We start from the raw sequence: 14,235 nt of genomic DNA on the forward strand, positions 1-14,235 counted from the left end.
TAGACGACATGAATCTCGAAAAGTTCACCGACCGGGCCAAGGGCTTCCTGCAATCCGCGCAAACCGTCGCGATCCGCATGAACCATCAGCGCATCACGCCGCTGCACCTGCTGAAGGCGCTGCTGGAAGATAGCGAGGGCATGGCATCGGGCCTGATCCAGCGCGCAGGCGGCACTGCGCCGCTGGCGCTGGGTGCGGTGGACGCCGGGCTCGCCAAGATTGCGGCAGTCACCGGCGGCGGCGCGCAGACCACGCCGGGGCTGGATAATGACGCGGTGCGGGTACTCGATCAGGCCGAGCAGCTCGCCGACAAGGCAGGGGACGCTTACGTCACCGTTGAGCGGCTCTTGACCGCGCTTGCCCTGTCCCAGACCCCCGCTGGCGAGGCCATGAAGGCCGCTGGCGTGACCCCGCAGAGCCTCAACACGGCCATCGAGCAGCTGCGCGGCGGCAAGCGCGCCGATAGCGCAAGCGCCGAGAACACCTATGACGCGATGGAGAAGTTCGCCCGCGACCTCACCAAGGCTGCGCGCGACGGCAAGCTTGATCCGGTGATCGGCCGCGACGAGGAAATCCGCCGTACGATCCAGATCCTTGCCCGCCGCACCAAGAACAACCCCGCGCTGATCGGCGAACCCGGCACCGGCAAAACCGCGATTGCCGAAGGTCTCGCCCTGCGCATCGCCAATGGCGACGTGCCGGACAGCCTGAAGGGCCGGACCCTGATGAGTCTCGACATGGGCTCGCTGATTGCGGGCGCGAAATATCGCGGCGAGTTCGAAGAGCGGCTGAAATCGGTGCTCGACGAGGTCAAGCATGCCGACGGGCAGATCATCCTGTTCATCGACGAGATGCACACTCTGATCGGGGCGGGCGCTTCCGAAGGTTCGATGGACGCCTCCAACTTGCTGAAGCCCGCCCTGTCGCGCGGCGAACTGCACTGCATCGGCGCGACCACGCTCGACGAGTATCAGAAGTATGTCGAGAAAGACCCCGCGCTCCAGCGGCGGTTCCAGCCGGTGTTCATTGCCGAGCCGACGGTTGAGGACACCATCTCGATCCTGCGCGGCATCAAGGACAAGTACGAGCTCCACCACGGCGTGCGCATCACCGACGGCGCCATCGTGGCGGCGGCGAAGCTGTCCGATCGCTACATCCAGAACCGCTTCCTGCCCGACAAGGCGATCGACCTGATGGACGAGGCCGCCAGCCGCATCCGCATGGAGGTTGAGAGCAAGCCGGAAGAGATCGAGGCGCTCGATCGGCGGATCATCCAGTTGAAGATCGAAGAAAGCGCGCTGCAGAAGGAGACCGATCAGAACTCCAAGGACCGCCTCGTCGCGCTACGCGAGGAACTTGCGAACCTTGAACAGCAGTCTGCCGAACTCACCACCCGCTGGCAGAACGAGCGCGACAAGATCGAGGCCGAGGGCAAGATCAAGGAACAGCTCGATACCGCGCGGGCCCTGCTGGAACAGGCGCAGCGCGAAGGCGATCTCGGCAAGGCGGGAGAGTTGTCGTACGGCACCATCCCCGCGCTGGAGAAGCAGCTCGCCGAAGCGCAAGGCCAGGCCGCCAACGCCATGCTGCGCGAAGAAGTAACCGAGGAAGACATCGCCGGGGTCGTCAGCCGCTGGACGGGTGTGCCGGTCGACAAGATGATGGCGGGCGAGCGCGAGAAGCTGCTGGCGATGGAAGAGATCATCGGCAAGCGTGTGATCGGCCAGTCGCAGGCGATCGAGGCTGTGTCCAAGGCGGTCCGCCGGGCGCGAGCGGGCCTGCAGGATCCGGGCCGTCCGCTCGGCAGTTTCCTGTTCCTCGGCCCTACGGGCGTCGGCAAGACCGAGCTGACCAAGGCGCTCGCCGGGTTCCTGTTCGACGACGATTCTGCGATGGTGCGGATCGACATGAGCGAGTTCATGGAGAAGCACGCCGTTGCCCGCCTGATCGGCGCGCCTCCGGGCTATGTCGGCTATGAAGAGGGCGGGGTGCTGACCGAGGCCGTGCGTCGCCGCCCCTATCAGGTGGTGCTGTTCGACGAGGTCGAGAAGGCCCACAGCGATGTCTTCAATGTGCTGCTGCAAGTTCTCGATGATGGGCGCCTGACAGATGGGCAGGGCCGCGTCGTGGATTTCAGCAACACGCTGATCATCCTCACTTCGAACCTAGGCAGCCAATATCTAGCCAACCTGCCTGATGGTGCGGAACCGGTGACGGTCGAGAAGGATGTGATGGACGTGGTGCGCGGCCATTTCCGGCCAGAGTTCCTGAACCGCCTCGATGAGATCATCCTGTTCCACCGTCTCGGTCAGGAGCACATGGCCCCGATCGTCGAGATCCAGGTCAAGCGCGTCCAGAAGCTGCTGGCGGATCGCAAGATCACGATTGATCTGACCGATGCGGCGCTGCGCTGGCTTGGCCGGGTGGGTTATGACCCGGTCTATGGTGCAAGGCCGCTGAAGCGCGCCGTGCAGCGTTATCTGCAGGACCCGCTCGCCGAAATGCTGCTTGAGGGCAAACTGCCTGACGGCAGCACGCTGGCGATCGATGAAGGCGATGGTCAGTTAAGCATGACGATTCGCTGATTTTATCGGGCGAGCCCGTTCAGCCAGCACTCTAAGCCCATGGCTAACAAAGTTGCGCAGAAACGTCCGTTTCGGAAAGTCGGGCGCTTTATTGCGTGCGACAGCCTGTATCTTCAAACAATCGCATAGCGGCAGGATAACTTTATTGCGCACGTTTCGGCCGTCGATGGCTGAATGTGGGATTAACGCAACACGCCTTGAAAAAGTTCGCTGTTGCGAAGGGGCGCTTTGACATCAAACTTTCGCCATTGCACAAAACGGTCACTGCGGGGACTGAATTTGGCAACCTTTGAAGCGTGCGCCTCCCACCTGGGGCAATCTTGTGGTGGGCGCATGTGGTGGCCGTTTCGTCTCCGGTTTGGGCAACTGGAGTGACCATGAAGAAATTTCACAGCAATTCGATCAAGGCGCTGGCCTTCTCTGCATCGGCCATCGCATTTGTGATCGCCGGGCCTGTCTACGCGCAAGACGCGGAAGAACAGCCCGCTGCCGAGGATCAAGAGGAAGAGCCGGCTGACGTTACGACCGATGCCGCTGGCCGGACCGAGCAGGGCAACATTACTGTGACCGGCTCGCGTATTGTGCGCGACACCTACAGCTCGATCTCGCCGCTTCAGGTCATCTCGAACGACATGCAGCAAGCGGTCGGCGCTTTCGATCCGACGCAAATCCTGCAGCGCAGTGAAGCTGCTGCCGGCCTCCAGATCGACGCCACGTTCAACGGCTTCGTGCTCGATAACGGCCCTGGCTCGGAAACGATCAACCTTCGTGGTCTGGACGCCAGCCGCACGCTGCTGCTCGTCAACGGCCGTCGTCTCGCTCCGGCGGGTGTGGAAGGCGCGCCGACCAGCCCTTCGACCAACCTGATCCCGGCCTCGCTCGTTGACCGTTTCGACCTGCTGCTTGACGGCGCATCGTCGATCTACGGTTCGGACGCGGTTGCCGGCGTGATCAACATCATCCTGCGCAAGGATTTCGATGGCCTCGAGCTGTTTGCAGCCGGTGACCTTAACGAACAAGGCGCGGGCAACGATTACACCATCAGCGGCGCCTGGGGCTTCAACACCGACCGCGCCGTGTTCGGCATCGGTGCCGAATACCGTGTGCGTGACGAAATCCGTCTGAAGGATCGCGACTTCTTCGATGGCTGCGACACGCACTACGAAATCGACCAGAACGGCAATATTCGCACGGTCGACCTGCGTTCGAACGCCACGATCCGCAACCGGACGCCGGGCGTCACCGTTTCTGAAAACGAGTGCAAGATCACCAGTCAGGTTGGGCGTTTCAGTTCGCCGGCCCAGACCTATGGCACCCTGTGGTCGGCCAATGGTGTCGGCAACTCCGGTATCCGCGGCTACGACGTGTCCTTCACCGGCGGGCGCGACATTGACACGACCCCTCGTGACGGCGTGCGCGATGTCGACTTCCAGAACAAGAACCGTAACGGCACCAATCTCGAACAGATATTCCTGTCGCGTCAGGAACTGATCAACGTGATGGCTTACGGGGAATATACCTTCCCGGGTGAAGCCAACATCACGCCGTTCTTCGAGGCGAACTACACCCGCGCGGAAATCGGCGCCGACAACACGGGCGCCCCGCAGCTGTTCCCGTTTGTGCCGGGCAGCAACCCGTTCAACCCATGTAACCTGATCAACAACGATTGCTCGGCTGCGGAAGTTACGTTGCTTGGTCGTCCCGGGGGGAACACTGGCTTCAGCCTGCCGGTGCAGCCGGTTCTCTCCATTCAGGGTGATCGCAACAACTTTGCGATCACGCAGGAGCAGTATCGCGGTGTGCTCGGCGTGCGCGGCGATCTGCCGTTCATCGGTTCGAGCTGGACTTTCGAACTTTCGGGCGTCTATTCGCGCTCAATCGGCAAGTCACTGACCCGCGGTATTCGTGAAGACAAGCTGGCGCTGGCGCTGGGCATCGACCCGACTGCCGACTTCAACCGCAACGGTATCGTCGACAATAACCGCGATGGCATTGCCGACGACTATAATGGCAACAGCAATGCGCCGCCGCTGCTTTCCGGGCCGTGTGGTACCGGTTTGCGCAACCCGAACCTGGCCATGCCCGATCTGCTGCAGGGCTGCGTCCCCGTGAACCTGTTCGCGCCCGGCGCGCTCAACCAGGTGATCGGCGATTTCGCCACCGCGGAAGAGCGTGCCTACGTGTTCGGTGAGCGTCGCTTCGACACCACCTATGAGCAGGCCATGCTTTCGGGCTTCATTACCGGCGATCTGTTCGAGCTTCCCGCCGGCCCGGTAGGCGTGGTGATCGGTGCCGAATGGCGCGAAGACACCATTTCGTCTAGCCCGAACCGTGAAGCAGCCAACGGTCTGTTCTTCGGCTTCAGTGCCGACCAGGGTGCGAGCGGAAGCAAGTGGATACGGGAAATCTACGGCGAAATCGACGTGCCGCTTGAAGCCGGCAAGACGCTGGTTGAAGAGCTCAGCGTGAACCTTTCGGGTCGTCTGACCGACGAAGAGTTATATGGCACAAACGGCACCTTCGCCATCAAGGGCGGATGGCGCCCGGTGGCTCCGCTGCTGTTCAAGTTCAGCTACGGCACCTCATTCCGTGCGCCGAATCTGCGCGAGAACTTCTTGCGCGGCCAGTCGGGCTTCTTGACTCTGAGCGATCCGTGCGCCGTGCCGTTCGATGCCTACAACACCGCCACCGGCCAGTATGTTGCGGCTGAAGACGAGCGCGATCCTGCGATCCTCGCCAACTGTCGCCGCGAAGGTCGTGACCCGACCCGCGTCGGTCTGAACCCGGCCAATACGCAGGTGGCGCCGTTCTCGAACACCGGTGTGGAAATCACCACCGGCGGCTCACTGGATATCGAGGCGGAAACTTCGCGTTCGATCACCACCGGCTTCGCCTTCGAGGAAAGCTTCGCGGGTGACTGGGAAGTCGGGCTGAACTTCAACTACTACGATATCAAGCTCAAGGGCTCGATCGTGGAGCCTTCGGCGCAGTTCATCATCAATGACTGCTTCACTCGCCAGGAAGAGAACCGCAGCCCGTTCTGCGACCGTATTGCAACCGGTCCGTTCGACGCGACGAGCCGCGGCCTCATCAGCAACGTGGCAAGCGGGTTCATCAACCTCAACCAGGAAAGCGTGCGCGGGATCGATCTCAACGCCCGCTTCAGCAAGGAAGTCACCATCGGCGAGGAGGCGGTCAGGCTTAACCTGATCCTCCGTGCCGCTCACCTCATCGAGCGGTCGAGCCTGTTCATCGGCGACGATGGCGAGCCTTCGTTCGATGAAGATTCGGGCGAATTCGGCTTCCCGTCATGGGATGGCGCGGCAACGTTCTTCGTCGACGTGAGCGACTTCCGCTTCACCTGGGAAACCCGCTGGATCGGCCGTGTGGAGCAGGAAGAAGACTTCCGCGATCCGCTGTCCGATGCCTTCGGCTTCGGTCCGGATGGCCGCCCGACTGGCGTGCTGGCCGACACCTGCCTTGGTGGCGGCTCGCGCTTCACCACCGGGCCCAATGCCGGGCAGCCCAATGGGATCGTTCAGGGTGACGGGATCTACTGCCGCAACGTCGGTTTCGCTGACGACTACTTCGAGCACACTGCATCGATCCGCTACAACAAGGACAACATCACGCTCACCGCGGGCGTGACCAACCTCCTTGACCGAGCGCCGCCGCAGGTTGACTCGACTGAAGTCTTCGCCGTCAACAACGTGGCGATCGGTAACGGCTACGATCTCGACGGTCGCGAATTCTTCGCATCGGTTCGCTATCGTTTCTGATCGCCGAATGACCTGATTGACTAAGAGAATGCGGCCTCCCGGCACTTGCCGAGAGGCCGCATTTTTCGTTTAATGCTGCCGTGGTCAGAGGCGGGTCCCTAAGCCGCCGACCCCGCGCCTGTTCGGTTCAACGCCCTGTTCGATTCAACACTGTGTCCCCGGGAAAAGCCTCATTATGAAACTTCTCAAAACCTCGCTCGCAGCCGCCCTGATCGGTGTTTCGGCCATCGGCCTTGTGGTCGCCAGTCCGACGCCCACGCAGGCGCAGGGAAGCGTTCCCGTCGATGTCTGGGCGCTGCGCGATGTTGTCGACGCGGTGCAGATTTCGCCCAGCGGCAAATACTTGCTGGTTCACAAGGTTGAAAGCCGCGAAGGGGAGTACATTCTCGAAATCTACGATGCCGCCGATCTGTCCAAGCCGCTGCGCCGCCTCAACGCCGATCCGATGGAGATCGTCAGTGCGCAGTGGGTCAGCGATGATGTGATTTTCGGCTCCGCCTGGCAGGTCAACCGCAAGACTGTGAAGGGCCCGGAAGAAGACGTGCGCGATTACCGCACGTATGCCTACACCCTTTCCACCAACAAGTTCACCAACGTCGACGGCAATTTCAGCATCGTCAATCTGCTTCCTAACGAGCCGGACCACGTGCTGGTCGCCTCCGGCACGATCGTGCCCGATGCCACCGGGGTCGATCCTTTCGCGGCGGCTCGCCCGCGCTCCTATTACCGCTTCGACCTGCGCACCGGTGCGCGGTCGCTGGTGTTGCGCGGCGGGGGCAAGATCCCCTACGTCTCGACATGGGATGATGAAGGCAATCCGCGCTACACCGAGATCCAGGACATCGCGGCCGGCAAGATCATCTCCTACTATCGCAAGCCCGGTGACGGCGACTGGACAAAGCTTCAGGAACTTGACCTCAACGATCCCAAGAACCTCTACCGTGTTCTAGGCGGATTTTCAGGCGTGGCAGGGTTCGATCCGAAAGATCCGAACATCGGCTACCTGATCGACAATCGTGATGGTGACGACAAGTCGGGTCTTTACGAGTTCGATTTCAACACCGGCCAGGTGGGCAAGAAGCTGTTCCAGAACACGGATTCGGACGTGATGGGCGTCCAGTTCCATTCGATCCCGGGCAACAACAAGCTCGTCGCTGCGCGTTTCCCCGGCGAGAAGATGGAGCGGCACTGGTTCGATGAGGAAGAGAAAGCGCTTTACGAAGCCCTTGAACAGCAGATTCCGAACGCATGGCAGGTGTCGATCTCTAGCCGCTCGCTTGATGGCAAGTCGATGGTTGTCACCAATCGCGGCCCGCGTGATCCGGGTTCGTTCTGGCTGGTGCAGAATGGCAAGCTTGCCAAGCTGGGAAGCCGTAACCCGCTGATCAGTCCCGATCAGCTGTCGGACGTGAAGTTCATCCGTTACCCAGCGCGTGACGGGCTGATGATCCCGGCATGGATCACCATCCCCAAGGGCAAGGGGCCTTTCCCGCTGATCGTGCAGCACAATGGCGGCCCGCAGGTCAACGGCATGGTCAGCTATGACGAATGGGGCCAGATGCTTGCCAATGCGGGCTACATGGTGCTGCACCCTGACCAGCGCATTTCCGTGGGCTGGGGCCAAAAGCACTTCGACGCCGGTTACGGTGAGCACGGCGGCAAGATGCAGGACGACAAGGATGACGGCGTCCAGTATCTCATCGATCAGGGCCTGGTCGATCCCAACCGCGTGGCGTTCTTCGGCTGGTCATATGGCGGCTATTCCGCGCTGGTCTCGCTCAGCCGCGAGCCGCAGCTTTACCAGTGCGCAATTGCCGGTGCGGCGGTGGCGAACCCCGAAAAGCAGTATCTCGGTCGTCGGAACCCGGACCTCAAGGCGCTCGACGAGTGGGAGCGCCGCCGTGGCACCATCGGGGTCAACCCGATGAACGAGATTGCCAAGGTCAACATCCCGCTGCTGATGATCCACGGCAATGTCGACCGCCGCGTGCAGTACTATCACATGAAGGACTACCAGAAGGCGTTCCAGGCTGCCGGCAAGACCGGCGAGTTCATCACGTTGGATGGCGCGGACCACTTCTACAATACGCTGATGTTCACCCACCAGCAGCAGCTCTACACCAAGATGCTCGACTATCTTGCGAATGATTGCGGCCCCGGCGGGCTGTAAGGCGCAAAGGCGGTACAAACAGCAAGGGCCCGGCCAGCGATGGCCGGGCCCTTTGCGTTGCTGGGCCGGGACGGCCGCGCGCGATCAGGAAACGCGCCGGCCCTTGACCCCGATCTGTCCGTTGATGCGGATGAAGTAATAGCCGAACGATGCCCTCTTGAAGACCACCTTGTCGCCTTCCTTGATCGGCGCGAGCTTGCGCGGGGGACTGTTGATCTCCCAAACCGCACCCTCGGTCGTGGTGAAGCGCCAGGCGTTCGGACCGATCTGGCGGCCGCTGGCGATGGTGGTCTCGAGCATCTCCGAGTTCACCTCTTCGTCCTTGTCGTCACCCTTCAGAATGTCGACATCGGGCATGGTGATGCCGAACAACTGGCGGCGGGTCTGGCGCATCGCTTCGCGATCGACGAGCCGGACGTCACCTGCCTCTACCGCACCGAGCAGCGCGCCGACCTTGGCATCGTAACACGACACCCGCTCGCCTTCGCTCGTAAGCGCGCGGCACCCGCGCAATCCATCAAGCAAGCTCGCCGAGGATTGGAACGCGGGCTGCGCGACGACTGCTATGCTGCCGACAAACGCAATAGCCACCACCGCCGACGCTCTGGTCAGGATGCGGCGGGCGGATGGACGTTGGGCTGGTTGTCGGATCATGCTGTATCTCCCTGCCTTGGCGCATAGCGTCAATGCTAACGCCAGTCCAATCGCACACCTTCCAATTATTGCAGATATATCACACACGCCACCCTCGGCAGTTCATCAAACTGTATCAGAACTGCAACAGCTTCGCAGCAAGTGTACCAAGTACACAACGCGCCATTGCGAGCGCAAACCCGATTGAACTAGTGCCCGACATCTTAGTGCGGGCACATCGTCCGCGCAATTCAAGGGGACCCGTTAATGCAACGCTTCCAGAAAGCTTCGCTGCTTGCCGGTACGATCATGGCTGGCGCCATGTTTGCCGCTCCGGCCTACGCCCAGGACACCGATACCGCTGATGTCACCGGTGCCGAAGAGGCAACCGAATCCACCGCGATCGTCGTCACCGGTTCGCGCATCCAGCGCAAGGACCTCGCGTCTGTCAGCCCGGTCTCGGTAGTTTCGCCCGAAGAATTCCGCCTCACCGGCGCCGTGAACGTCGAGCAGGTGCTTAACACCCTGCCGCAGGTTCTCCCCGGATTCACAGGCTTCTCGAACAACCCCGGCAACGGCTCGGTCACGCTGAACCTGCGCAACCTCGGTGCCACCCGTACCCTGGTGCTGGTCAACGGCCGCCGCTGGATGTTCGCTGACACCAACCAGCTGGTCGACCTTAACACCATCCCGCAGTTCCTGCTGAGCGGCGTTGACGTTGTGACCGGTGGTGCTTCGGCTGTTTACGGTTCGGACGCTGTTGCCGGCGTCGTCAACTTCCGTCTGCGTGACGTCGAAGGCCTCGAGCTCGGCGGCAGCTACTCGCTGACCGGCGAGGGTGACGGCGCGCGTTACCAGTTCAACGCTGCCATTGGTTCGGCCTTCGACGATGGTCGCGGTGCGGTGACCATGTTCGCCAACTACACCCGTCGTGAATCGGTCTTCCAGGACGCCCGTGAATTCTCCGAGCGTGCTGCTGGCGACGGCTGCATCAACGCTGGCACCACGGGCCGCGGTGATATCGGCACCCCGTTCTCCGGTCCGGGCGGCGCTCTCGTCAACTCGGCGACGGCGGGCCTGTGCGGCACCGGCACGCGTTCGGGCGGCCAGATCGGCTTCGTTCCGCAGGGTTCGCCCACCGGCCCGATCGGCACCTTCAACGCCGGTCCGACCGGCGCGCAGCTGCCCTTCATCTTCAATCCCACCGGTGGCGGTTCGCGCGCGTTCCAGGATCCGGCTGACCTCTACAACTTCGCACCGGACAACTACCTGCAGCTTCCGCAGGAACGTTACCTGATCGGTGCCTACGGCCACTACGAGTTCACCGACAACATCGAAGCCTACTCGGAACTCACCTTCGTTCGTAACGAAGTGGCTGCCGAACTGGCGCCGACCCCGGCCGGCCTGTCGAACGTGCCGCTGTTCGTGAACAGCCCGTTCTTCAACGACCAGACCCGTGAACTCCTGAACCAGAACCCGGCGAACGCAACGCTCGGTGCTGGCTATCGTGACACCACGGTGAACTTCCGCTTCAACGACATCGGCAGCCGCCTTACGCAGTTCAACCGTGAAGCCTTCCGCGTCCTTGGCGGCGTCCGTGGTTCGATCACCGACAACATCAACTTCGACGCGTTCTACTCGTATGCACGTACGACCAACACGAACCTGCAGCGGGGCAACATCTCCTCGAGCCGGTTCCGCAATGCGCTGACCGTTGAGTTCGATCCGGCTAACCCGACCCAGCTGCGCTGCCGTGACGCATCGGCCCGCGCTGGTGGTTGCGTTCCGCTCAACGTCTTCGGTTCGGGTCTCGCTTCGCAGGCCGCACTGAACTACCTGTCGGTTGATGCGACCAACATCACCACGTCGGAACTGACCAACGCGGTGGCCTCGGTCAACGGCTCGCTGTTCAACCTCGGCTTCGGTGCAGAAGACGTCGGCTTCGCGCTCGGTGTCGAATACCGCAAGATGGGTTCGGCGTTCATTCCTGACGAGTTCCTCTCCTCGGGTGACGTGCTCGGCTTCAACGCCGGCCTTCCGACCAGCGGCAGCTACGACGTCAAGGAAATGTTCGGCGAAGTCCGCGTTCCGATCATCGAAGACGGCTTCATCGACCGCCTCTCGCTGGAAGGTTCGTTCCGCTACTCCGACTATTCGCTTGAGCAGGTCGGTGGCAACTGGACCTATGACCTCGGCTTCGAGCTGGCCCCGATCCAGGACATCCGCTTCCGCGGCCGTTACTCGCGTGCGGTGCGTGCACCGAACGTGCAGGATCTGTTCGGCGGCGTTGGCGTCGGCTTCCCTGCCGCGATCGACCCATGCTCGGATCGCGGTACTGCGGCTGAGCGGACCACGGCGCTGCGCAATTTCTGCATCGCTTCGGGCGTTCCGGCTGCTGCCGTGTTCACCCGTCCGGTTCAGCCTGCTGCGCAGATCCAGGGCGATTTCGGCGGCAACCCCAACGTTGGCGAGGAAACCTCGGACACCTACACCGTCGGTGTCGTGTTCCAGCCGAGCTTCGTCCCGCGTCTGAACATCACGGCGGACTACTTCAACATCACCGTTGAAGACCAGATTGCGACTCGTGCCGGTGGCATGGCAACCGCTCTTTCGTTGTGCTTCAACACGATCCAAAACGCTCAAGATCCGGTCTGCCGCGTGTTTGCCAACACCCGCAACCCCAACACTGGCGCGATCGGCCTCGGCAACGGCGGTCGTAACCCGCTGTTCGATCAGGCCAACGTTGGCTTGCTTGAAACCAGCGGTGTTGACGTTCAGGTCGACTACAGCCTGCCGCTGTTCAGTGGCGAACTGGGTCTGTTCTTCCTCGCGACTTGGCTCGACGAGTATCGCAGCACCCCGATTGCAGCCCTTCCGGCACGCGTGAACATCCTCGAAGGCACCTTCAGTAACGCCTTTGGTGCGTTGCCGGAGTACCGGCACAACATGCGTGTGACCTACACGCAGGGTCCGGCGCTGTTCTCGCTGCGCTGGCGTCACGAGGGCGGGATGGAAGATGGCCGCATCAAGAACGTGTTCAACGGGCTTGAGCGTATCGGGACCGACCCGGCTGTTCTGCCGCGTCCGGAAATCGGTGCCTGGAATTACTTCGATCTGGCTCTGAGCCTCGACATCGACGAGCGCATGACGATTAACGCTGGTGTGAACAACGTGTTCGACAAGCAGCCCCCGGTTCTGGGTGCGCAGGCCGAACAGGGCAACACCATGCCGAGCTTCTTCGACGTGCTCGGCCGCGACTTCTTCGTGGGCGTGAACTTCCGCTTCTGATCCTGATCGGAAACGAAAACAGAAAGGGGCGGCGGATCACACGATCCGCCGCCCTTTTTCTTTGCTCCGAAGGCAAACCGTGAGGATGTGCGTCAGGCGGTGGGGGTAACGTCGAACGCCACGGTCATGCGCGTTCCCCGCGTGATCGGGCGGGTGCCATGGAACAGCGTGCTCGGAAACAGCACAAGCGTACCCGGCTGCGGCCGTATGGCATGGAGGCGCGACAGGCTATCGGCCAGTCCCGGAGGCGGATTGCCGAGCTCAAGCCATCCCGCTTCGCCCGGCGCATCCACCTCGTCCGGCACCAGCCAGTAACTCGCCGAGGACAAGAGCCCGCGCGGGTGAATATGCGCCGCGTGATGGCCCTCTCCGTTGAGAAAGATCGACCAGCTGCCGATGATCGACCAAGGGTCATCCCTGCGTGACAGCAGCGGGTGATCGGCATCATGGGCAGGCAGTCCCGCACGGTATTCCGCCAACGCTGCCAGAAGCGCCGCTTCAAGCCGCGCCAGTTCCGGCTCGGCCCGGGCGAACAGCGCGCCCTTTGTCTGGCTGCCACGCTTGACCGACTGGCCGATCGGCATGGCCGAGTGGCGATGCAACTGCTTTAGCAGTGCCGTGATGCTCTCCCGCTCCGCGTCATCAAGCGGCAAAGCCAACTGGCGCACAAGCCCCGTTTGTCCGTGGAGCCATTCGTGCCGCGGATCGCCTGCGAGCCGCCAGCACAGGTCGGTCAGCGCCCATGCAGTGACATCCGTGGGCCGTGCTGCCAGCACTGTCGCTAGCTCCGCTTCGGCACGCGCGATCTCGCCGAGCCGTAACAGGTTGCGCCCGCGCGCTGTCGCCCAATCGGGCGATGCGATTGCGGCAAACTGGTCCAGCACGCCCTGTGCTTCCCCTACCGCCCCTGCTTCGCCCAGCGCCACAGCCTGTGCCAGCGCGAGATCAGTGTCCTGTGGCCAGACCGCGCGGGCGCGGGCAAGGATCGCTGCACTCTCCGCGGGCCGGTCGACGCCGTCCAGCACTTCGCACCATGCCAGCCAGACCGCAGGGCCAGCCCCTTGCATGGCGGTGATCGTCTCGAAATGATCGGCGAACGGCTCCCGCTCGCCCGCCGCCCAGCGCAGTTCGGCATGGAGTTTGAGCGCATCGGTCCAGCCCGGCACGTGCGTGACCAGCGTGGTGGTGCATTCCAGCGCCTCGCCCATCCGCCCCTCGACCGCGAGAGCCTGCGCATAGTCGAACAGCAGGCTTGGATCGCCGCGGTTAAGCGTCAAGGCGGTCTCGATATGCGCCACAGCCTGCGGATCACTGCGTTCGAGCGCAAGGCGGGCGCGGCTTCGAGCGGTCTTGGCTCCGCCGGGGTCGAGCGCCACAGCGCGTGCCATGCTCGCCGATGCATCGCGATACCGCCCGGCCTGCCGCTCGCTATCCGCACGGATGCGCCAGTAATTGGGGTGGCCACTCGCGGCCGACTCCAGCGGGGCGAGCAGCGTGACGGCGCGATCAGGACGGCCGAGCCGGCCAAGCGCGATGGCTGCGTTGACCCCGGCCTCGACCAGATCGGGCGCGATCGCCAGCGCCCGTTCAAACAGCGCAAGCGCGCGTTCGTGGCGTCCGGCTTTGAAGTGGAAATTGCCCGCACTATTGGCGAGCCGCGCGTCCTGCGGGAAGTCTGCCAACCCGCGCTCGTAAAGGGCATCGGCTTCGACATCGCGCCCCTGCGCGGCAAGCGCGCTGGCCTGCTGCGCGATTCCCTGCGCACTGATCGTCATTGCGC

At 62.6% G+C, this 14,235-nt stretch carries 6 protein-coding genes; 4 read left to right on the forward strand and 2 right to left on the reverse strand.

Translation table 11 applies throughout. From position 1 onward, the window contains the following. Window positions 1-8 precede the first annotated feature (8 nt). The 3 genes from clpB to KVF90_RS07775 all read left to right on the forward strand — a co-directional run bounded on the left by clpB (window position 9) and on the right by KVF90_RS07775 (window position 8,534). Window positions 9-2,585: an ATP-dependent chaperone ClpB gene (clpB, locus tag KVF90_RS07765; RefSeq protein ID WP_264394275.1), complete on the forward strand. Its 2,577-nt coding sequence runs from the start codon at window positions 9-11 to the stop codon at window positions 2,583-2,585. A gap of 377 nt (window positions 2,586-2,962) precedes the next feature. Continuing rightward, on the forward strand, window positions 2,963-6,364 hold the full coding sequence (locus tag KVF90_RS07770; RefSeq protein WP_264394276.1) for a TonB-dependent receptor domain-containing protein: 3,402 nt from the start codon (window positions 2,963-2,965) through the stop codon (window positions 6,362-6,364). Window positions 6,365-6,539: 175 nt separating this feature from the next. Continuing rightward, complete coding sequence (locus KVF90_RS07775) at window positions 6,540-8,534, forward strand: alpha/beta hydrolase family protein (RefSeq protein ID WP_264394277.1); 1,995 nt, start codon at window positions 6,540-6,542, stop codon at window positions 8,532-8,534. An 84-nt stretch (window positions 8,535-8,618) separates the two neighbouring features. Here KVF90_RS07775 and KVF90_RS07780 read toward each other — a convergent pair whose 3' ends face one another. Beyond that, window positions 8,619-9,188, reverse strand: coding sequence for a hypothetical protein (locus KVF90_RS07780; protein ID WP_264394278.1), 570 nt, complete (start codon window positions 9,186-9,188; stop codon window positions 8,619-8,621). A gap of 246 nt (window positions 9,189-9,434) precedes the next feature. On the opposite strand from KVF90_RS07780, the gene KVF90_RS07785 reads away from it, so the two are divergent. Next, window positions 9,435-12,455 carry a TonB-dependent receptor domain-containing protein gene (locus KVF90_RS07785; RefSeq protein WP_264394279.1) on the forward strand — a complete coding sequence of 1,007 codons (3,021 nt, stop codon included), beginning with the start codon at window positions 9,435-9,437 and terminating at the stop codon, window positions 12,453-12,455. A 92-nt stretch (window positions 12,456-12,547) separates the two neighbouring features. Here the strand turns inward: KVF90_RS07785 and KVF90_RS07790 are convergent, their stop codons facing one another. Further along, a complete protein-coding gene (locus KVF90_RS07790; protein ID WP_264394280.1) occupies window positions 12,548-14,230 on the reverse strand; it encodes a tetratricopeptide repeat protein in 1,683 nt (560 codons plus the stop codon). Between the last annotated feature and the right edge of the window lie 5 nt (window positions 14,231-14,235).

Origin of the sequence: Porphyrobacter sp. ULC335, from assembly GCF_025917005.1 — a bacterium.
Lineage (GTDB): Bacteria > Pseudomonadota > Alphaproteobacteria > Sphingomonadales > Sphingomonadaceae > Erythrobacter.

What these genes read in the sequence shown, in the direction of transcription:
- KVF90_RS07785 (WP_264394279.1), top strand. Translation starts at nt 9,435, where the DNA reads ATGCAACGCTTCCAGAAAGCTTCGCTGCTTGCCGGTACGATCATGGCT.
- KVF90_RS07780 (WP_264394278.1), bottom strand. Translation starts at nt 9,188, where the DNA reads ATGATCCGACAACCAGCCCAACGTCCATCCGCCCGCCGCATCCTGACC.
- KVF90_RS07770 (WP_264394276.1), top strand. Translation starts at nt 2,963, where the DNA reads ATGAAGAAATTTCACAGCAATTCGATCAAGGCGCTGGCCTTCTCTGCA.
- KVF90_RS07790 (WP_264394280.1), bottom strand. Translation starts at nt 14,230, where the DNA reads ATGACGATCAGTGCGCAGGGAATCGCGCAGCAGGCCAGCGCGCTTGCC.
- clpB (WP_264394275.1), top strand. Translation starts at nt 9, where the DNA reads ATGAATCTCGAAAAGTTCACCGACCGGGCCAAGGGCTTCCTGCAATCC.
- KVF90_RS07775 (WP_264394277.1), top strand. Translation starts at nt 6,540, where the DNA reads ATGAAACTTCTCAAAACCTCGCTCGCAGCCGCCCTGATCGGTGTTTCG.